17 protein-coding genes and 1 riboswitch are annotated in these 19,584 nt (G+C 61.2%); of the genes, 11 read left to right on the top strand and 6 right to left on the bottom strand.

The window, feature by feature from the left end:
• Positions 1–3: 3 nt before the first annotated feature.
• Together spoVAD and spoVAC are read right to left on the bottom strand one after the other, a co-directional pair.
• Entirely contained in the window at positions 4–1,035 is a 1,032-nt protein-coding gene (gene spoVAD / locus ACFOTD_RS05580; protein WP_378117052.1) for a stage V sporulation protein AD, read from the bottom strand.
• Between the two features lie 10 nt (positions 1,036–1,045).
• The gene (spoVAC, locus tag ACFOTD_RS05575; RefSeq protein ID WP_378116561.1) at positions 1,046–1,519 is read right to left on the bottom strand and encodes a stage V sporulation protein AC; all 474 of its coding nucleotides are present in this window, start codon (positions 1,517–1,519) and stop codon (positions 1,046–1,048) included.
• Positions 1,520–1,715: 196 nt separating this feature from the next.
• Here spoVAC and ACFOTD_RS05570 point away from each other — a divergent pair, with 196 nt between their 5' ends.
• The 7 genes from ACFOTD_RS05570 to ACFOTD_RS05540 all read left to right on the top strand — a co-directional run bounded on the left by ACFOTD_RS05570 (position 1,716) and on the right by ACFOTD_RS05540 (position 7,843).
• Positions 1,716–1,922: a DUF1657 domain-containing protein gene (locus tag ACFOTD_RS05570; protein WP_217595695.1), complete on the top strand. Its 207-nt coding sequence runs from the start codon at positions 1,716–1,718 to the stop codon at positions 1,920–1,922.
• 74 nt (positions 1,923–1,996) lie between these two features.
• Entirely contained in the window at positions 1,997–2,803 is an 807-nt protein-coding gene (locus ACFOTD_RS05565; protein WP_378116558.1) for a polysaccharide deacetylase family protein, read from the top strand.
• 104 nt (positions 2,804–2,907) lie between these two features.
• Complete coding sequence (locus ACFOTD_RS05560; protein WP_378116556.1) at positions 2,908–3,768, top strand: ABC transporter ATP-binding protein; 861 nt, start codon at positions 2,908–2,910, stop codon at positions 3,766–3,768.
• Between the two features lie 262 nt (positions 3,769–4,030).
• Complete coding sequence (locus ACFOTD_RS05555) at positions 4,031–4,411, top strand: hypothetical protein (protein WP_378116554.1); 381 nt, start codon at positions 4,031–4,033, stop codon at positions 4,409–4,411.
• 46 nt (positions 4,412–4,457) lie between these two features.
• Positions 4,458–5,420 carry an AAA family ATPase gene (locus tag ACFOTD_RS05550; protein WP_378116552.1) on the top strand — a complete coding sequence of 321 codons (963 nt, stop codon included), beginning with the start codon at positions 4,458–4,460 and terminating at the stop codon, positions 5,418–5,420.
• A gap of 3 nt (positions 5,421–5,423) precedes the next feature.
• A complete protein-coding gene (locus ACFOTD_RS05545) occupies positions 5,424–6,545 on the top strand; it encodes a DUF58 domain-containing protein (protein WP_378116550.1) in 1,122 nt (373 codons plus the stop codon).
• Positions 6,542–7,843: a hypothetical protein gene (locus ACFOTD_RS05540; protein WP_378116548.1), complete on the top strand. Its 1,302-nt coding sequence runs from the start codon at positions 6,542–6,544 to the stop codon at positions 7,841–7,843. The genes ACFOTD_RS05545 and ACFOTD_RS05540 overlap by 4 nt, the downstream gene beginning before the upstream one ends.
• 182 nt (positions 7,844–8,025) lie before the next feature.
• Here ACFOTD_RS05540 and ACFOTD_RS05535 read toward each other — a convergent pair whose 3' ends face one another.
• From ACFOTD_RS05535 to ACFOTD_RS05525, 3 genes are all read right to left on the bottom strand, one after another.
• The gene (locus ACFOTD_RS05535) at positions 8,026–8,493 is read right to left on the bottom strand and encodes a C40 family peptidase (protein ID WP_378116547.1); all 468 of its coding nucleotides are present in this window, start codon (positions 8,491–8,493) and stop codon (positions 8,026–8,028) included.
• Between the two features lie 5 nt (positions 8,494–8,498).
• A riboswitch (cyclic di-AMP (ydaO/yuaA leader) is annotated at positions 8,499–8,642 on the bottom strand.
• Positions 8,643–8,977: 335 nt separating this feature from the next.
• Positions 8,978–9,796, bottom strand: coding sequence for a hypothetical protein (locus ACFOTD_RS05530; RefSeq protein ID WP_378116545.1), 819 nt, complete (start codon positions 9,794–9,796; stop codon positions 8,978–8,980).
• Between the two features lie 16 nt (positions 9,797–9,812).
• Positions 9,813–11,915, bottom strand: a complete 2,103-nt coding sequence (locus tag ACFOTD_RS05525) for a M1 family metallopeptidase (RefSeq protein ID WP_378116543.1) — start codon at positions 11,913–11,915, stop codon at positions 9,813–9,815.
• A gap of 193 nt (positions 11,916–12,108) precedes the next feature.
• Here ACFOTD_RS05525 and ACFOTD_RS05520 point away from each other — a divergent pair, with 193 nt between their 5' ends.
• Complete coding sequence (locus ACFOTD_RS05520) at positions 12,109–12,945, top strand: hypothetical protein (RefSeq protein WP_378116541.1); 837 nt, start codon at positions 12,109–12,111, stop codon at positions 12,943–12,945.
• Positions 12,946–13,139: 194 nt separating this feature from the next.
• Positions 13,140–13,655: a YwhD family protein gene (locus tag ACFOTD_RS05515; RefSeq protein WP_378116539.1), complete on the top strand. Its 516-nt coding sequence runs from the start codon at positions 13,140–13,142 to the stop codon at positions 13,653–13,655.
• Positions 13,656–13,970: 315 nt separating this feature from the next.
• Here ACFOTD_RS05515 and ACFOTD_RS05510 read toward each other — a convergent pair whose 3' ends face one another.
• Complete coding sequence (locus ACFOTD_RS05510; RefSeq protein ID WP_378117050.1) at positions 13,971–16,070, bottom strand: transglycosylase domain-containing protein; 2,100 nt, start codon at positions 16,068–16,070, stop codon at positions 13,971–13,973.
• A gap of 260 nt (positions 16,071–16,330) precedes the next feature.
• On the opposite strand from ACFOTD_RS05510, the gene speE reads away from it, so the two are divergent.
• Both speE and ACFOTD_RS05500 read left to right on the top strand, forming a co-directional pair.
• Positions 16,331–17,158 (top strand): polyamine aminopropyltransferase, encoded by an 828-nt coding sequence (gene speE, locus ACFOTD_RS05505; RefSeq protein WP_378117048.1) that lies wholly within the window; start codon positions 16,331–16,333, stop codon positions 17,156–17,158.
• A 190-nt stretch (positions 17,159–17,348) separates the two neighbouring features.
• Positions 17,349–19,574: a methyl-accepting chemotaxis protein gene (locus ACFOTD_RS05500; RefSeq protein WP_378116537.1), complete on the top strand. Its 2,226-nt coding sequence runs from the start codon at positions 17,349–17,351 to the stop codon at positions 19,572–19,574.
• Positions 19,575–19,584: the final 10 nt, after the last annotated feature.

Below are 19,584 nucleotides of genomic sequence, written 5' to 3'. Positions count from 1 at the left end.
ACGTCAACCCTCTTTCTGCAAAATGAGATCGGGCGCCTCCAGCGCGACTGCGTGAGCGATGCCCGGAATGGACTCGCTCTGCTGCAGCGCCAGCGGCGACATGAGCGCTCCCGTTGCGACGACAAGAATCCGGCGCAGCTCGCCCGCGTTTAGCTTTTTCAGCAAGTGGCCGTAAGTCACGACGGCGGAGCAGCCGCAGCCGCTGCCGCCCGCCTGCACCATCTGTTTGTCATAATCGTAGATCATCATGCCGCAATCGCGGAAACGCGTCTTGTGCATCGGAATGCGATGCTTCTCGAACAGGTCGCCGGCGAGTTCGTGGCCGACCTTCGCCAGGTCGCCGGTCACGATCAGGTCATAGTGATCCGGGCCTACGCCAAGATCGCGGAAGTGCGAGATAATCGTGTCGACCGCTGCCGGCGCCATCGCCGCGCCCATGTTGAACGGATCGGTAATCCCCATGTCGACGACCCGGCCGATCGTGGCGGCCGCGACGCGGGGGCCCTCTCCCTCGCCCGCGACGAGAACGGCGCCGGCGCCGGTCACTGTGTATTGCGCGTAAGGCGGCTTCTGCGAGCCGTATTCGGTGGGATAGCGGAATTGCTTTTCCGCGGTCGAATTGTGGCTGCAGGTGCCGGCCAGCGCATACTTGGCGCCGCCCGTCGAGATGAGATAAGAAGCGACCGCGAGGCTCTCCATCGAAGTGGAGCAAGCGCCGAACATGCCGATGTAGGGCATAGCCAGCGTGCGGGCGGCATAGCTGCTGCTCGTGATCTGATTCATCAGGTCTCCGCCGATATAGAAGCTGATCTGATCCTGCGTCTTGCCCGCTTTTTGCAGCGCGATCTTGGCCGCTTCCTCCAGGAACGTGCGCTCCGCCTTTTCCCAGCTGTCCTGGCCGACCAGCGAGTCGTCGTGCACGATGTCGAAGTCATGGCCGAGCGGGCCGCGTCCCTCGAAGGGGCCGACGACGGTGCCGGACGACAGGAGGACGGGCTTGTCGCGGAACAGCCAGCTCTGATGTCCTTTCAGAATCGTCATTCGATCACCCTCCATATCCGAAAATAAATCGCAATAGCGCGATGACGAACGCGGCCACGGTGCCGAACACGATGACAGACCCGGCCAGCTTGAACATATTCGCGCCGGTGCCGAGCACGAGGCCTTCGCTGCGGTGCTCGATGGCCGCGGACGACATCGCGTTCGCGAACCCCGTCACGGGAACGGCCGAGCCGGCGCCCGCCCATTGCCCGAGCTTGTCGTAGACGCCGGCCGCGGTCAGCACGACCGAGGCCGCGATCAGTACGGCGACCGTCGGGGCGGCGGCTTCCTTTTGCGACATATGCGCGAAGTGCATGAACGCTTCTTGGATGCCTTGGCCGAGCACGCAAATGAGGCCGCCCACGATGAAGGCCCGGAGACAGTTCAAAGCGACGGGGCGCGCGGGCTGACGCTTTAAGGCAAGCTGACGGTACTCTTGCTGGGTTGGCGTCAGCTTTTTGATCTTATTGTTCGCCATGGCGTTCGCCTCCTGCGATTGAGCAAATGTCGGGCAGTATAGGTTGAGGATGCCTCGCCGGGCGGATTTTTACCCGCTTCCGGCCGGTATTCAGGTGACCGCCAAATGTTTACAGTTGTGAATCCGCATGCAGTCGGGCAAAGTACACAGGTCCCTCTGCGGGGAACATCACCGAAGAGAAAGAGGCGTAGCTCAGATGACTGTAGCATCCCAAGTGAAGACAACCGTCGCGTCGCTCAAAAGCGCTCAAGCGAGCCTGGAGCAATTCGCGATCAGCACGCAAAATCAGCAAGCCAAGCAGCTCTTTACCGATGCAGCCGCGCAGACGCAGCAGATCGTCGACCAGGTCGAGCAGCGCGTACAGCAGTTGGAGCAGGAAGAGCCGCAGTACAAAGGATTCTAGAATCGCTAATTCTGTTCGAGGATCGGAGTTCCGGCTCGCCCGGGACTCCTTCTTCGCTAGAAAGGGGCAACTATATGCGGCAGGAGAAAGCGTCGGCCATCATTCGCCGTTTGGCGGTAAAATCGGTTGCGGCGGCGATTTTTTTCGCGGCGCCGATCGCGCTCGCGCTGGAGCCGACGGGGAAGGCGGACGCCGTCGGGTACAAGCCGGCATTTAAAGGCAGGTCGTACTACGAGTCCAGAGGGGAAGCGATCTGGGAAGTGCCGCTGGATGGCAAGTTCATCGCGCTGACGTTCGACGACGGACCGGATCCGGCGGATACGCCGGCGATTCTGGATCTGCTTGCGACCTACGGGGCGCATGCGACCTTTTTTATTACGGGCAAAAAAGCGGAGCAATACCCCGGCATCGTGAAGCGGGAAGCGATGGAAGGCCATGAAGTCGCCAACCATACATACACGCACAAGATGCTCCTGCATTGCACGGACGCGCAAATTCGCGGCGAGATCGCGATGGCTCAGAAGAGCATTACGCTGGCCGCGGGCACGGAGCCGGTCCTTTTCCGGCCGCCCGAAGGCTTTTTCAACGCACGGGTGCTGTCGGTGGGGCGCGAAGAAGGGCTCATGACCGTGCTCTGGTCTTGGCATCATCCGACCGACGATTGGGCGCGCCCGGGCGTGAACCATATCGTCAAAGGAATCCTCGGCGACGTGCGGAGCGGGGATATCGTCCTGCTGCACGACTACGTGAGCGGGAAGACGCAGACGATCGACGCGCTGCGGGTGATCTTGCCCAAGCTGACGGAAGAGGGGTACCGGTTCGTGACGGTATCCGAGCTGCTGCATTTAAAAAATTCAAAAACAAATATGGTAAATCGTTGACTTACGAGTTGAGAACCATTATCATTCTTAGTATGAATTGATAATGATAACGATTATCATAGATCGAACATAAAGGCGAACCCGTTCGCCGGAGGAGTGAAGATATGTCGCGGTTAAGCACGAATCAGCTGTCTCTCGCCTATGGCAGCCGGCGTATTGTGGAGAATCTGAATTTGTCCGTACCCGACGGCAAGATCACTTCTCTGGTGGGCGCGAACGGATCCGGCAAGTCCACGATCCTCAAGTCGCTCGCGCGCATCCTGAATCCGCAGAGCGGAGGCGTGTTCTTGGACGGCAAGCAGATCCACCGCCAGCCGACCAAGGAAGTGGCGAAGCAGCTCGCTATTCTGCCGCAGAACCCGACATCTCCGGAAGGACTGACGGTACGGGAGCTGATCTCGTTCGGACGCTACCCGCACCAGCGCGGCTTCGGTACCTTGTCCGCCGAGGACAACCGGATGATCGACTGGGCGCTGCAGGCGACCGGCATGAGCGAGTTTCACGACCGCGCCGTCGACCAGCTCTCCGGCGGCCAACGCCAGCGCGCCTGGATCGCGATGGCGCTCGCGCAAGGCACCGAGGTGCTGCTGCTCGACGAGCCGACGACGTTTCTTGACATGGCGCATCAGATCGAGGTCATGAACCTGCTGGAGAAGCTGAACCGCGAGCAAAAGCGCACCATTATCATGGTCGTCCACGATCTCAACCATGCGGCGCGCTTCTCCCAGCACCTCGTCGCGCTCAAGCGCGGCACGGTACTCTACGAAGGGCATCCGGAAGTCGTCATGACGCCGGATATGCTGCGCGACGTGTTCGGCATCGACGCCGACGTCATCCCGGATCCGCGTACGGGCGCGCCGCTCTGCTTGCCATACGGTTTGGCCGAGAACGTCGCTCAAGCGTCGGTAGCAGGCCAATCAGCCTCGGTTCGCGAAGACGGTCGCTTGACGGCTGCGGTCGTATAGCGATCGGCAATGGAAGGCCGCTTTCCCTTACTGGGGAGGCGGCCTTTTTGAGTTTGGGCGAGAGGGGCCAAGTCCCCGCGTAACTAGGATGCTTGCAAATGGCGAAATCCGTGCGCAGAAGCGCACTGATGAAAGTAACCGTCAGGGACGGTGCGAGCAGCGGGCCAGGCCGTAACATGAAGTAAATGAAGAAAGGCGGAAGCAAGCGTCCGCTCGGCACTCCGACGATTGATGACAAGAAAGGACGCCCTTCCGAAGTCAAGTGGCACTAGGAGGGGCTGAATTTATTCAGTCCTTTACTCCGGCGCGTGAAAAAAACTGCATTTGTACAGGTATTTTCTATCGATACGCGACACTTGATGAAATACCTGCAAATGTGCAGGTAATTTTAAAACGCAAGCCGGAAATCGGGCTGATGGAGATAAAAACCTGCGCATTTGCATCTTTTCTTCTCAGATGGATAGAGATCGGCGAAATTAGATGTATATTTGCAGGCATTGCGGCAAAGACGACGCTTGCGAAGATAAGCTCGCCTTTTGGAACGCCGCCGCAGCTGCGCTTCCCCACCCCCGTGACCCCGCCGGCCCGCATCCGCCTGCATCCGACTGTCGTTTGTGATTCCGCCCACGCCTCTGTAATATGAAGGTAGAGGCAATTGAAAGCGTTTGAGGCAGAGGAGGTTCTTATCCATGGTTCATATGGAAGACGTACGGGACAAGACGCGCCGCGTGTTGGATCAGATCGCCGCGATCGTCGTCGGCAAGCCGGATGCGACGGAGTATGCGCTGATTGCGCTGCTTGCTTCCGGGCATATCATTCTGGAGGACGTGCCCGGTACCGGCAAGACACTGCTCGCCAAGTCGCTCGCCCGGTCGCTCGGCTGCGCGTTCAAGCGTATCCAGTTCACGGCGGACCTGCTGCCGTCGGACGTGTCGGGCATCAACTTTTACAATCAACGGGCAGGCGTCTTTGAACTAAGGAAGGGTCCGGTCTTCACGAACATTCTCCTGGCCGACGAGCTGAATCGGGCGACGCCGCGGACGCAGTCGAGCCTGCTGGAGAGCATGGAAGAGCGTCAGGTGACGATCGATGGCGAAACCTATCCGCTCGAACGTCCTTTCCTGGTCATCGCCACGCAAAATCCGGTAGAGAGCCATGGCACGTTCCCGCTCCCCGAAGCGCAGCTCGACCGCTTTATGCTGCGGATTCCGATGGGCTACCCCGCCGCCGGGGAGGAAGCCGAGATCTTGCGCCGGTTCATGAGCGGCGATCCGCTGGCGACGGCCGAGCCTGTCCTCGCGCTCGAAGAAGTCGTGCAGCTCCAGGGCGCGCTGCAAAATGTCCGCTGCCACGATGACGTGCTGCGGTACATGCTCGCGATCGTTTCCGCCACGCGGGACAGCGAGGACACGGCCGTCGGCGCGAGCCCGCGCGCAAGCCTCCAGTACATGCGCGCGGCGCAGGCAAGGGCGCTGCTTCGCGGACGCGACTTCGTGCTGCCCGAGGACGTCAAGGCGCTGGCCGTTCCGGTACTCGCTCATCGGCTGGTTCTTCACGACCCGCTCGCGGGAAGCGGCCGCGCCGAAGCGATCGTGCGCGAGATCGTGAACAAGACCGCGGTGCCTGCCGAGCAGGACGCGGTATACGCATAAGGCATGCCGATCATCAAATTGCTCGTCGTCGTCGCAGTCCTCGCGATGGTGCAGCGAATGCTTTTCAGTTGGCTCGGGCTGCGCAAGATTCGGTATGAACGCAAGTTCAGCGTGCCTCGGGCGTTTGCGGGGGACAAGATCTGGATGGAAGAGCGGCTCGTCAATGCCAAGTGGCTGCCGCTCCCCTGGCTGCGGGCCGAGACGCAGATGCCTGCCGCGCTAAGATTCGGCAAGGAAACGTCGGATCTCGCGGTAAGCGTCGGGCAGACGCTGCAAAACCACGCGAGCTTGTTTACGCTTGGGCCTTACACCAAGCTTGTGCGCCGTCATGAAGTGACTTGCTTGCAGCGGGGGAGATACCGGACGCAGACGCTGACGATCACGCACGGGGATCTCATGGGCATGACGAGCGGCGCATTGCAGGTCGAGTCGGATTGTTCGGTTACCGTGTACCCGAGGCTGCTCGGCGCCAGAGAGCTGCCTCGCGCGGCCCGCGAATGGATGCAGAGCGCGCTCAGCTCGCCCGACGCCTTCCGCGAGGATCATTACCATACCGCGGGCGTCAGAGCCTATCGCGGCGGCGACGCCATGAAGCAGGTCAATTGGAACGCCACCGCCAGAACCGGCGAATTGCTCGTCAACCGCAGAGAGACGATGGTTGGCGGCGACGTGACCGTGCTGCTCAACGCAGAGCTTGCCGATGCTTCGACGAACAGGCGGATTGCGCTCGAGCAGTTCGAAGAAGCGATCAGCATCGCCGCGTCCGTCGCCAAGCAGACGCTCGATAGCGGGGGCAGGGCGGGACTGATCTTCAACGGCCGCGTACAGGGCGGGGAGGCGGTCCCGCTGCGAATCGAGCCTGCGCGCGGCCGCAGCCAACTCTACGCGCTGCTCGAAGCGATGACCGGATTTGAGCCCGTCGTCCGGCTGGAGCTGGGCTATCTGCTCGGCGATCTGATCCAGGGACGGATGCGCGGAGCGAATCTGCTGCTCATTACCGCTTTTCTGACGCCCAAGCAGGAGCTGGCCGTGCGGATGCTGCGGCAGGCCGGCAACCGTGTAGAGGTCATGCTGTTGTACAAGGACAAGCAGGCATCACGCCAAGCCGCAGGAGGAACGCCATGAAGCTCATTCTCCGCAGCCTGGCTGACGCGCTCGCCGTCTACCCGCTTCTGCTGATTCTCCACGCGCAAGCCGGTCTCGCTTTCCCGACGGTCGGCTGGATCGCCCTCGCTTGGCTAAGCGCCGCGGTCGGGCGATCGCTGCCCTCGGTGCTGCGCGGCAAGCTGCCGGCGTCGCTCGTTCACTTGGCGCTCGTCGCGGCATTCATCGCCGCCGCAAGCGCCGTAGACTGGCGGCTGCTCTGGCTCGTGCTGCCGCTTGGTTTCCTGTCGTGGATCGCCCGCTTCGACTGGGCGCGCAGCGTACGCTGTGCCGTCGCGGTCGGCCTCCACGCGATCGTCCTCGCGGCGGCATCGCCGCTTGGCATTGCAGACGGCGCGAAGCCGCTGCTGCTCGCCGCGGGCATCGCCTGGCTGGCGGCGGCGCTATATTTTCAGCAGTCGAAGTCGCTGGCCGAAGCCGGTCTTCATGCCGGTCTCGTCACGAGACGGCTTGCCGCCGCGGGCAAGCGGTACCTCGCGTTGTGGGGCATCGTCGTCGCGCTCGTCTTTCTCCCGTTTGCGGGACTTCCGATCTGGCCGCAGGTCCTTCGGCTCATCCGCTGGTTGGTCTCGCGCGTCCCGGCGGGCGAACCTGCCCCCGAACAGACGCCCGAACCCGTGCAGTCCGCGCAGCCGCCGGCGTTCCCGCCGCAGGAGGGAGGCACCGGACGGCTGTGGGTATGGCTCGAGTATGCGCTGTATGTCGTACTCGCGCTGCTGGCGCTTGCCGTCGTTTATCGTCTGGCGCGGCGATATTTGCTCAGCGCCGTCTGGTGGCGGCGCATCTCCGATCGTCTGAAAGCGTGGTACGGCAGGCTGCTCGCGGGGCGGCGCGCGGCCGAGGCGGATCTCGGTTACACCGAAGAACGAGAGAGCCTGCTCCAAGGAGAAAAGCTGCTGGGCAGACTGTTCTCGCGGAATCGGTCGAAAGCGAAACGCGCGCTCGGGCGCGAGGAGTGGACGGCGATGTCGGCGGAGGACAAGGTCAGAAGTCTATATGCCGCGCTCATCGCCGATGCGGTCAAAGAAGGATACGCGCACCGCGAATCGCTTACGCCGTCGGAGACGCTCCGGGCGATCGAGGCGTGGCGCGTTCAAAACGAAGCGCCCCGGGCCCGTACGCCGGAAACGGCATCCCGAGGTTGGCTGGCGAGCGCGTCCCGTCAGCTCGGCGAGCTGTATGGCAGAGCGCGCTACGGCGGCCGGGTGAAGCCGGAGGAAGCCGAACGGCTCGGCGCGGAATTCCCCTGGAAAAAATGACGAAAAAACGGGCTTTGGCATACGACGCCAAAGCCCGTTTTTCGTGCAACTTTTTACGCAAAGCCTGTTTCGAAATCTTTACGGGGGGGTACAACCTAAGTAACCTCTCCATTCACTCCAAGCAGCAGCAAAGACCCGCTTTGGGGCGGGTCTTTGCCTAAGCCATTCCACTTCAGCCGAGTTTACACGTGATCGATTGCCACGGACGTGTAAGTGTCGGAGTCCATTACACGGCGAGCGCCGACATAGCGCTTCGCGTAATACTTTTCATCCAGATCCGAGATCGTAACACCCTTGGAAGCCGAGTGCGCAAATTTGTTGTCGCCGACATAGATGCCTACGTGGGACACGCCTTCGCCGCTCGTATTAAAGAATACGAGATCTCCCGGACGAAGATCGTCGCGAGCGACCTTGTCGCCCATGGCGAATTGGCCTTTGGACGAGTGAGGCAGCTTGACGTCGAACTTCTTGAAAACATAAGCCGTGAATCCGGAGCAATCGAAGCCGCTAGTCGTCGTGCCGCCGTAATCGTAGTCGATGCCGATCAGCTTGGAGACGGTCGAGTCGAGCTTGGAAGCTGCGGACGCGCTGCCCAACTGGAAAGCCAGGAGGCAGGTTAAAGCAAGTAGAAGTACAGTAACTTTGCGCAAAACAAGAAGCTCCTTCCAAGTGCCTACGAGGTTAGCTGGAGGGTTCGGTTGAAGGTTCCCTATGGCTTCTGCGCGAGGCAAAGCCAATTCACCCGGTAAAGACTGGTTCCCCCGTTTCCCAGTGCGCGGGAATTCGGCAGTTTTCGCACCTTAGCTTTAGAAATTCGATTTTTAGGCCCCAACTCCTGCTCCTTCAAGATTAGAAATCCTTAATGTCCCAAATCAAAAGGAATATGCTGGCGAAGTCTCATAACCCAATCACAGCAAGGGATGCGGGGTTTGCGCCCGCGAAAGGCCAAGCCTATGAATAAATGAGAAAGATTAAGAGGACGCAAGTCTTCGACAAGGCTGCAGTCGCAAGAGTATGAACGTAGTCTATGCCGCCCTCTCGACCGATATTAATAGCCTGCAAAAAAAAAGAGACGGCGCGCCGCTCATCATCCGATGAACGGCGCGCCGTCTTTTTCTGTTTATAAGCGTTATTTTAAGCCTGTTCGCGCTGCCACAAGCGATGCTGGCAGGCCGCCGTCCAGAGCGCGATCATCGACCGGACGAAGTGGAACGCCTGGTTCAGCGCGATCGCGAGCAAGCCCGTCCAGATCAGCGTGGCGCCGGATACGGCGGCGGAACCGAGCAGGGAGAGCAGCGGCAGCAAAAGGGTTACGCCGAGCAGGGGGAGCAGGCGGCTTATCGAGCGAAGCGCGCCCTGCCAAGGGCTGTCCCCTGCGGCGGCGCTGAACTGCATGAATAAGAAGGGGAGATGCACCGCCAGCATCCAGAGCGCCCAGCCCGCGGCGTAAGGGAGCATCTGTCCGAGCCATGAAGCGGCGTCGGGCATTTCCATGTATGCGTTCCGTCCGAACGGAATCAGCCAGATCGCCGGCGCCAGGGCGATCAGCTTCTCGGTGCCGTAGAGCAAGGACACCTTTTTCCACGACCGGCGGATGCCCTTGAGCACTTGGGTGCCGCCCTGCTCCTCGGCATGGGTGAAGGAGTAGTAAAGTCCCGCATTCAGAATCGGCGTGATCAGCATGCGGAAGAGGAGCATACAGCCCAGCATGAGCAGCGTGCGATCGGCCAGACCCGTCTTGAGCAGACGGAACTGGGCTTCGATCGCAAAAAGCTGCTTGGCTGCCGCGCCGAGCGGATGTTCGTCGGGATACCGGGTCAGGATTGGCGCCACGACCGAATCGATAAACCGGTAGAGGAAAAATCCCCACAACAGGCGGTAAAGGAATAAGGCGACGAGTACGAATTTGTGTCGCTTGGTCGTCTCCCAGCCTTTTCGGATCGCGTCGTTCATGTCGCTTCCTCCTCCATCACCAGGCCATGCTGCCGACGATCGCGTCGATCAGCTGTCCTAGCGTCACGTCGAGCTTGGTCCGCTTGCGCGCGGGCGCTTCGGCCTTCAGATAGTTGTCGTAACGGCTGTGATCGAGCACGATGTCGAGCATCGGATCGACCGCCACGTACGACAACGGCGATGCCGACTGCAGGCGGATCTGGATGTGGCTCTGAATGCCGTCCCACGTCTTGCGTACGGTTTTGCCGTCCTTGAAGCCGAATTGCACCGTCGCCGCCTGCGGGCTGCCCTGGGTCCTCGTGAGCAGGACGATGGACTGATAGCCGCCCTCGCCGTCCGGCTCCGTGCGGATGGAGGCTACCGCGAAGTCGGCCGACTCTCCCCGGTACACGTAGGCCTGGAAGAAATCCTTCCAGTCATCCTTGGTTACGGCTTCGACGACACGCTGGAAGCTTTGGCTGTCGGGGTGCTTGAAGCGGTATTTTTGAAAATAAGTCCGCATGATCTTCGACATCGTTTTTTCCCCGGTTTTGGCCTCGATCGCTTTGAGTACGAGTTTGCCGCGCATATATACGTTTTCGGCGTAAGCGTCCGAACTTCCGTAATTCCAGGCGTCGAGCTTGAGCGGCAGCGGGTTCGTCATGTAGAGGGACTCGATCGGCGTGCGGGCCGAGACGCCGTAGATGGCGGCCATCAGCTTATCCTCGGTGTAGGACGTGAAGGCCTCGTCCAGCCAAGCCTCCTCGAATTCGTTGGAAGCGACGATGCCGTACCAGTATTGATGCGCGATCTCGTGCACCAGCGTGCGCTCGAGCTCGTACCCCGGATTGTCGTCCTTTGCCGCCGCGCCGGTGACGAGCGTCGGATATTCCATGCCGCCCGCGCCCTCCGCGTCGGCAGGGGGGATAACGATGGAGAGCGTCGTGTACGGATAGTCGCCGTACCATTCGCCGAGCTTTGCCAGCGCGGATTTGGCCGCGTGCATGTAGCGCTCCTCCTGCTTTGCGTGCAGCGGGTCCAGGTACAGCTTGATCCGCACGCCGGGCACGCCGGCCGAGGAGAAGGAGTCCTCCGCGGTCACGAAGTCGGGAGAGGCGGACCAGGAGAAGTCGTGCACGTCTTCTGCATAGAATTGGTACGTCTTGCGTCCGTCCTTGACGACGGGCTGCTTGTACTGAAAACCGGTTGCCGCCACGGTCCGGTCCTCGGGTACGTCGATCTTCACGCCGTATACGCCGAAGTCCGAGTAGAATTCCGAGTTGCCGTGATACTGGTGGAGATCCCAGCCCTCCGCCGCGCGTCCGCGGACGCCCGCAGTTTCGTAGGCGGGGACCTTCGGGAACCATTGGCCGGCCATGACGAAGTCTCCTGCCTGTCCCATGCGGGCGAATACCTGCGGCAGCTTGACGGTGAACTTCATGCGGACGGTGACGCTCTGTCCCGGCGCTACGGCCTTGGGAAGACGGAAGGAGGCCAGCGTGCGGTCCTGCGCGTTGCCGTCGTCCGGCTGGACATAACGAAGGCGCGGCAGCAGCGTCTCGCCATCCTCGGTCGTAAGCTCGCTCAGCTCCATGGCGCCGTCCTTGCCCGGCGTCATCTTCACGCCGCGAAGCTGGCCGTTCGATTCGTTCAGGAACGTACTGCCGGGCGCGAACGCGTTCGGATACAAATGAAGGTACAGATCCGTCACGGGCTTGCGACCGGGGTTTTTCCAAGTCAGCGTCTCGGAGCCTTCGAGCTGGCCGCCGTCCAGAAGCTTGACCGAGATGTCGTAGTCGACGATCCGGTTGCTGAGCGCTACGGACTGCTGCGGGGCTGGAATCGGAGAAGGCTGCGGCGCCGCAGCCGCGCTGTGCTGTCCTTCCGAGGCGCCGGCAGCGTCGGAGCCGACGGGCGAGTCGGCGGGCGACTCGACGGGGTCGACTGCGGCATTGGCGTCGGGCGCTCCGGTCAAATCGCCGGAATCCCGGGAGGCGGCCGTCAGGGGGTCCTGTGCGGCATAGGCGGGCAGGGTGAACTGAGACTGCCAGGCGGCATCGAATCCGAAGCTGGCCGAGCTCAGCAGCACGGCGGCGGAAACGGCGAGCGCGGCGATACGATAAATGGGGCGTTGGGGCATGACGGTAACCCTCCCGTTGACAAGCATCTAGCAGATGTATATGTGGGTTGTCCGCAGATTATATCTTTGTCCCAAACAATTGAAATTCGCGCGCCGCCGCAAGCGGCAAGCCCGGCATCGGAAGGACAAGCCGGTCTAGGCGGTTGTCCATCTACATAGAATGGGTATAACTATATTAGAAGGAGGGATGGTCATGAACCCCATTCATCGTACGCTCCGCTTGATCGCGGCAGGCACGGCTGCCGCCGCGTTCGCGGGAATCCCATCCATAGCTCTCGCCGGGCCTCCCTTGGCCGGCGGCGTATCCGACGGCGGCACGTTGCCGATCGCGCGCACGGAAACCGTATTTACGAATCGCAATCCCGATTTGGCGAAGGCGCTGAACCTTCGGGAAGGGATTGATATTGAGGCGGATCTCGACGAATCGGGACGTCCGATCAGGTGGCGGGTACTGGCGGACGGCTCGCTCCGGTTCGCCTTCATGCAGGCGGCCGAGATCGATTACTTAAAGAAGCCTGAGGTTAAGTTCGAGGATCTGACCGGCGACGGCGTACCGGAGCTGCTCATCTATCGCAAGGCGGCGAAAGTCGAGGCGGGAACAGGGCTTAGCGTCTACGACGGCGCGGAAGGCTTCAGACTATTGTTCGATGTGACGGACCCGGCTTTTACGATCGCGGACCTGGCGCAGCGCTATGAGTTGAAAGGAATCGCGGGCGGCGGCGTCAAGCTGACCGATCCTGCGAGCGGGCTCGGCGGCGTCATCCCCGGCGTTCGCGCCAAGGGAGCGGCTGTGGACCCGGTGTCCTCTTATAAAATTTCTCCCGGAAAAATCGTTACGGTGCAGCGCGTATCCGCGGCAGAGGCAGACGGCGAACGGTCGGCGATCGGATGGCTGACGACCGCTTATACGTATCGGTACGGCGCGTTCGTGCCCGAGCTTGAGACGCTAACGGACGCGGGCGGCAAGCCCCTCGCGCATAAGGACTTGCTCATGTCCGAAGGTCCGACGACGCCGAACGACGATATTTAAGATAGGGAAGCCGCTTGCCGCGGGAAGATGCGGCGGGCGGTTTTTTTAACGCAATGTCTTGGTTTGTCCCAAACATCTGCATCTCCCGCGACTAATGCTCTTCCGCAAGGCACTCCGGAGGAGCGGTGCCGCGTGGTGCTTTTTATGCTGCTTTTCGATAAAATAGGGTTAGCGAAAAGGATGGAGGATGAGTCGTGGATACGAACGCGAACGATCAGCAGCCGAAGCCGGAGAAAAAGAAGCTGGCGCTGAATGTAGTAAGCAGTAAAGAACATAAAGGCTTCGGTGCGGGGACCATCGATCTCAGCCAGGTATCGCCCGTCATTATCGACGGCGGAGAGGCTTATATTGACGTAGGCGCGATGCATGCGAAGAGCAAGGTGGAGAAGGGCATCAAGTTCTCGCCGGAAAAAGAAAACGTCCCGAACGGCCGCCAGGTGTGGATCGTATGGGTGGCCGTCGACCGCGACGAGCGGGGCAGCTTCTACGGAGGCGCGACGGCCTGCGAGATGCTGATCGATACCGAAGCGCGGCGCGGCTGGAAGCTGCTGGCCGAGCATGTGAACCGGATGGACCGCGCGATCAAGCGCAAGTTCCTGCTCGAGGACCTGGGCGACGAGGACAAGGCGGCGCTCCGCCGGCTGCTGCAATCGCACAACTACGAGTGGTGGGACCGCTCGCCGGAGGAACTGAAGGACCAGCTGGCTTAAGCGTTGTCGCGGCATGAACAAAGACTGCCTGCTTGCGGGGGAATGTCCCGCGCGAGCGTAGGCAGTCTTTTTGGTTTAGCTTAGGTGCTGCTGCGGTATTAGGAGGGGGAGCCGAAATGGCGGGCTCGTGTCGGAGCAGCGATGTGCCGGTGTCCTGTCTGCCAAAATGGTCGTCCCAAGCCGGAAATAACGATGTGCCAGCGTCTTATTCGCCGAAAAAGTCGTCTCGGGCTCGAAATAACGATGTGCCATCGTCTTATTCGCCGGAATTGTTGCCCCGGGCGTGAAATAGTGATGCCTCAACGTCTTTGCGCGTCAGCTTTTCCACCAACCGCGTATTTTGCGCCAGAGCGACTTTGTTCCGCCGCCGTCTGGGTCCGCGGCTTCCGAATTTTGGCCGCAAGTGCCGGTCGGCTCCGTGCCGGCCAGAAACGCCGCATGCACGCGCGCCGGGCAAGCGACGGACGCGAGCAGCCCCGACACGGGATCGATATCCGTCGAGACGACGCCTTCCGGTATCGCGAAAGTGTGGGGCTCCACGCCCGCCAGCGCTGCCTCGGTATACTCGGCGAAGATGGGAGCGGCCCTGTGCGCTTCGCTGGAGGTGATCGCCCGTCCTTTGTCGTAGCCGACCCAGACGGACGTGACCAGGTCCGGCGTGTAACCGACGAACCAGGCGTCGGAGCTCGTCGTGCCCGACTTGCCTGCCGTCGGCCGGTGCAGCAGGTGGGCGACGCGCCGAGCTGTGCCGCCGGGTTCGAACACGCTGCCCAGCAAGTCGGTCAGCACGTAGGAAAGTGCCGGCGACACGACCTGTTCCGTCTTCGGCCGCGCTTCGTACAACGTGTGCCCGCCGCTGTCCGCGATGCGAAGGATCGCCGTCGGCTCCCGCTTCACGCCGCCTGCGGCGAATACGGCATAGGCCGAGGCCATTTCATACGGGCTCACAGGAAACGTGCCGAGCGCGAGAGACGGCACCGCGTCCAACTTGCCGGCGATGCCAAGCTTGCGCGCCATCGCGATGACGTTATCGGGCCCTGTTTTCATAAGCGTCTGGACCGCAAAAATATTGTCCGACGTGCCGATCGCCTGCCGCAGTCCGATGTCCGCGCCGAAATAACGGTCGTTGTAATTGCTCGGCCGATACACTTTGCGGTAGTCGTCGTAGTAGAAGACGGTCGGCTCGCTGCGGAAGGTCGTCGCGGCGGTAACGGCGCGGCTCTCGAGCGCGGCCGCATAGACGACCGCCTTGAACGAGGAGCCGGGCTGGCGCGTAGCCGCGAAGACGCGATTGTACGGATTTTCCACGTAATGTCGGCCGCCCACCATCGCCTTGATGTATCCAGTCGCAGGATCGATCGAGACGAGGGCGGCTTGCAGCTGGCTGTTCTTGGGCATCTGCTTCTCTACGGCCGCTTCCGCCTCGCGCTGCATCCGGCTGTCGAGCGTCGTATAGATCTGCAGTCCGCCTTCGTTGAGCAGCCGTTCCTCGATGCCGAGCTTGCTGGCTGCCAACTTCCGCACATAGTCCGCAAAGTAAGGCGCGCTCTGTCCGCGGTTGTCCGGCATCGGCCGGACGACGATCTTTTCGGCGAGCGCCTGCCGCCGCTGCTGCGCATCGATCGCGCCGCTGTCCTCCATCGACTGCAGCACGATGCGCTGCCTTTGGAGCGCCTGCGGCAGCCGCGTATACGGCGAATAGTAGCGCGGTCCCTTCGGAATGCCGGCGAGCAACGCGCTCTCCGCCAAGGTGAGCGAGGCAGCCGGCTTGCCAAAGTAGAGCTGTGCCGCCGCCTCGGCCCCATAAACGCCGTTGCCGTAATAGATTTGATTCAGATACATCTCGAGAATCTTGTCCTTGCTGTACTTGCGCTCCAGCATAGCCGCGTACCAGGCTTCCTTGGCTTTGCGGGTCCAGGTGCGCTCGTGGCTCAAGTACAGGTTGCGGGCGAGCTGCTGCGTCAGCGTACTGGCACCCTGCTCGCGGGACAGGTGGCGCGCGTCGACCCAGGCGGCTCTCGCGAGTCCGCGCAGATCGACGCCCGAATGCGAGTAAAACCGGCGATCCTCTACCGCGAGCGTCGCCTTCGTCAGCCAGGGCGAGATCTCGCGCAGCGCCACCGTCCGCCGGTTGACGCCGCCCTGCAGGGAGGACAGCACTTGGCCGTCCATGTCTAGTATGCGGGTCGATTGCGGCATCTCGGCCATAGGCAGACTGCCGAACCGAAGCGCCAGCTCGGCAGCGGCGACCCCGCCCGCGAGCAGCAACAGGGCGATGGCAAGCGCCATCCGCCAACCGAGTCTGCGCCTTTTGCCGCCGCCTGCCCGTTCCGGGCGTTCGGGCCGCGGAGTCGTCTCCGCGCGCACGGGAGCGCCGCCAGCCTCCCGGCCGGCTGCCCTTTTTTCCGAGTACATGTCCAAATGCGAACCCTCCTTTGCGCCGTATGCGAATGTTGCGGGCTTCGCGCCGAGCGATTCTATTCATCATCCGACAATTGTCTGACACAGGTCGACGTTTAACGTTACATTCCGAACACACTCACCCCTTATTATGGAAAAGACGGCTTTCTCTTATTCCAGACCCGGCCAAATCTACATTGCTTTTTGCGCACGATCCCCTATAATACAACTTGTTTAGTCGAATCCGACAGGAAAGAAGGGATCCCATGTCCTCCATGGAATTGTGGTACACCGAGAAGCAAACCGAAAACTTCGGCATCACGGCGAAGATCAAGCAAACATACGTACACGAGCAAACCGATTTTCAAGAACTGGCGATGATCGAGACGGAAGAGTGGGGCAATATGCTGGTGCTGGACGGCATGGTCATGACGACAGTCAAGGACGAGTTCGTTTACCATGAGATGGTCGCGCATCCCGCGCTGTTCACGCATCCGAACCCGGAGCAGGTACTGGTCGTCGGCGGCGGCGACGGCGGCGTCATCCGCGAAGTGCTGAAGCATCCGAAGGTGAAAAAGGCGGTTCTCGTCGACATCGACGGCAAGGTTATCGAATACTCCAAGCAATATCTCCCTTCGATCGCCGGCAAGCTCGAAGACCCGCGGGTCGACGTACAGGTGAACGACGGCTTCAAGCATATTCTCGATCATAAAAACACGTACGACGTCATCCTGGCGGATACGACCGAGCCAGTCGGCCCCGCGGCGCATCTGTTTACGCGCGGCTTCTACCAGGGCATCTACGAATCGCTGAAGGAGGAGGGACTGTTCGTCGCCCAGACGGACAACCCTTGGTTCAAAGCGGACCTGATCCAAAGCGTAAACCGCGACGTGAAGGAAGTGTTCCCGATCGTGCGCGTGTTCACGGCGAACATTCCGACGTACCCGAGCGGTCTGTGGACGTTCACGATGGGCAGCAAAAAGCACGATCCGCTTCAAGTCGACGCCGCCCAGCTGCCGGAGCTCGACACGAAGTACTACACGCCTCGCCTGCATCACGCAGCCTTCGCGCTGCCGAAGTTCGTCGAGGATCTGACCAAGTAATTTGACGCTAATTACGTAGAATGAGCCCCACTCCTTAAAGAGTTGGGCTTTTTTCATGCGCTGAATGATGAATGCGTTACAAAGACTAACATTATTTAAACAAATAGACCGAAACATTCGGAAATATGAGGAAATTCGCAATCTTAAATGTTATTATTACTTACATCATACATAAAAATGGGGTGGCGGCATGTTCGACTGGCTCGGCTTTAAAAAAGGACTACCGTTATGGTGGTCGTACAGGCTCAACAGGCGGTTGAAGCGAGACATCGAGGAGATCTTCGAAGGCATCGCCGAGACGCGGATGCAGCTCCTGAAGGATTGGACGACGGACTACTGGCGTCATCTGGACCGGCTGCTGGAGCAGCTTCGGTCGAATGGCAGCGGTCCGGCGCCTGCCGGCAGCGGGGCAGCCCGCGAAGCGATGGGCAAGCTGATCGGCTCGGCATATACGCGCGCGATCGATTTTACCGAGATCTTTGTGACCGATGCAGCGGGAACGGTCGTTTATTCGACGCACCAGCCCCACGAGGGGCGGACCTACGGGAACGGAGCCGGATTCGCGGCGGGCATGGATTATGCGAAAGGCGGCGGCATCGGCGCGCGTCCCTGCCTGTTCGGTCCTTACCCCGATCCGATGACGGCGGAGATCGGCGCGCGCTCGTCCGCTTTTCACGATAAGATGACCCTGCTCTTCATTCTGCCGTTCTCGGAAAATGGCGAGTGGCAGGGCGCGTTGTGCGGAAGAGTGCCGAACGACGTCGTCGGGGATCTCATCCAGCGCGAATCCGGCCATGTCTATCCCGATTCGGGGGACAACTACCTGTTCATGGCGAAGCCCTCGCTGAGCACGCACATTGCGCCGGGCACCGCGTTGTCGCGCAGCCGGTTCGAGGACAGGACCTTCACCCACGGCGAAAATCTGAAGGACGGCGTCACCACCGACTGGGGCGTCGTGTCCGTCAAGGAACATACCGAGCTCGAGCTTGTGTTCACCGATCCGGCCACCGGGCGGCTTCATCCGGGCGTCGAGAGCACGATCCGCAACGGCAGCAACCTGTTCGTCGAATTTCCCGGCTACTCGGATTACCGCCACATTCCCGTCATCGGCAAAGGGGTGACCTTCGAGCTGCCGCATTGTCCGGATCGTTGGGGCATGATGTGCGAGGGCGATCTGGAGGAAGTGTACCGGATTCGCAGCGTGTCGGTGCGGCTCGCGAAGCCGCTGTGGATAGGCGTCGTCGCATTTTCGGCATTGTCGGCGGCGTTGGTCGGATACCTCGCATCCGAGTTGTCCCCCGTATGGACGGCCGTCTGCGAGCTAGTCTTGTCGCTGGTTGCCGGCTGGGCGGGCATCGGGCTGGTGCATCGCAGAAGCGATCGCCGCGTGTCCGAGCCGCTGCGCAGCCTGAGCAAGTTCATCCGGATCAATGCCGAAGGCAAAGGCGACCTGACACAGCGAATACGAACGGCAGAATACGACGACGATGAAATCCGCGACCTGGCCAAGTGGATTAACAATATGATCGACTCGCTCGAGGGCATCATGCTGCAGGTCCGCCTTGCTGCATCCGACGTATCCAGCAGCCAGCGGCTCATGTACGAGACCGCCGCTTCCACGGCCGGATCGACGGAGCGGGTCAGCGAGCGCATCCACGATATGATCCGCAGTCTCCGCCGCCAACTGAAGGATATCGATGTGGCCAAGGACGTGGCCGGCGAGATGCGGGAGACGCTGGCCAAGCTCGAACGGAAGGCTGCGGTGCAGATCGAAGTCGCGCAGGGCGAGGTCGAGCGGATCGGCGGCAAAATGTCGCAGATCTCGGACCGCGTCGCGCAGACGAACGGCACGATCCGCTTGTTCATCGATACGGCGGGCGAGATCCGCAGCGTGCTCTCGGTCATCGAGGAGATCTCCGCGCAGACCAATCTGCTCGCGCTTAACGCTTCTATCGAGGCGGCGCGCGTCGGCGAGCACGGGCGCGGCTTCGCCGTCGTCGCAGGCGAGATCCGCAAGCTGGCCGACTCGACGCGGCGGTCGACGGAGGAAGTCAACGCGATCGTGGCCAAAATATACGACCATGCGAAGCTTGCCTCTGCCTCGATGGAGGAAGGTACCCGCGTGGTCGAGGAGGGGACGGAGCTTGTCGCCGTCGCATCCGAGACGCTTGTCGCCGCCAAGTCGGAGGAAGCGATGAAGACGCAGGTCGTGGACGAGGTCGTCGCTTTGATGGAGAAGATCGCCGACGTCAGCAAGGAGAACCGCGCCATCTCGGCCGAGGTCGAGACCAAGGTGCAGGCGCTGCTCGGCGAGATTCTGGGCGTCCGGCATACGTCGCACAGCGTCGAAGGCATCACCGCCTTCCTGCGGCAGCTGGTCGGGCAGTTCCAGTTGACGGAGACGCGGGTCCGGTAAAGGATGTAGG

The sequence above is a fragment of the Cohnella sp. GCM10012308 genome (assembly GCF_042649185.1).
Classification (GTDB): Bacteria; Bacillota; Bacilli; order Paenibacillales; family Paenibacillaceae; genus Cohnella.
This window is presented reverse-complemented; position numbering and strand designations above follow the sequence as displayed.

Bases quoted from the DNA above. Each gene is read 5' to 3' on its own strand.
- ACFOTD_RS05500 (WP_378116537.1), top strand. From the start codon at position 17,349: ATGTTCGACTGGCTCGGCTTTAAAAAAGGACTACCGTTATGGTGGTCG.
- ACFOTD_RS05525 (WP_378116543.1), bottom strand. From the start codon at position 11,915: ATGCCCCAACGCCCCATTTATCGTATCGCCGCGCTCGCCGTTTCCGCC.
- ACFOTD_RS05510 (WP_378117050.1), bottom strand. From the start codon at position 16,070: ATGTACTCGGAAAAAAGGGCAGCCGGCCGGGAGGCTGGCGGCGCTCCC.
- ACFOTD_RS05530 (WP_378116545.1), bottom strand. From the start codon at position 9,796: ATGAACGACGCGATCCGAAAAGGCTGGGAGACGACCAAGCGACACAAA.
- ACFOTD_RS05570 (WP_217595695.1), top strand. From the start codon at position 1,716: ATGACTGTAGCATCCCAAGTGAAGACAACCGTCGCGTCGCTCAAAAGC.
- ACFOTD_RS05545 (WP_378116550.1), top strand. From the start codon at position 5,424: ATGCCGATCATCAAATTGCTCGTCGTCGTCGCAGTCCTCGCGATGGTG.
- ACFOTD_RS05560 (WP_378116556.1), top strand. From the start codon at position 2,908: ATGTCGCGGTTAAGCACGAATCAGCTGTCTCTCGCCTATGGCAGCCGG.
- ACFOTD_RS05520 (WP_378116541.1), top strand. From the start codon at position 12,109: ATGAACCCCATTCATCGTACGCTCCGCTTGATCGCGGCAGGCACGGCT.
- ACFOTD_RS05550 (WP_378116552.1), top strand. From the start codon at position 4,458: ATGGTTCATATGGAAGACGTACGGGACAAGACGCGCCGCGTGTTGGAT.
- speE (WP_378117048.1), top strand. From the start codon at position 16,331: ATGGAATTGTGGTACACCGAGAAGCAAACCGAAAACTTCGGCATCACG.
- ACFOTD_RS05540 (WP_378116548.1), top strand. From the start codon at position 6,542: ATGAAGCTCATTCTCCGCAGCCTGGCTGACGCGCTCGCCGTCTACCCG.
- spoVAC (WP_378116561.1), bottom strand. From the start codon at position 1,519: ATGGCGAACAATAAGATCAAAAAGCTGACGCCAACCCAGCAAGAGTAC.
- ACFOTD_RS05565 (WP_378116558.1), top strand. From the start codon at position 1,997: ATGCGGCAGGAGAAAGCGTCGGCCATCATTCGCCGTTTGGCGGTAAAA.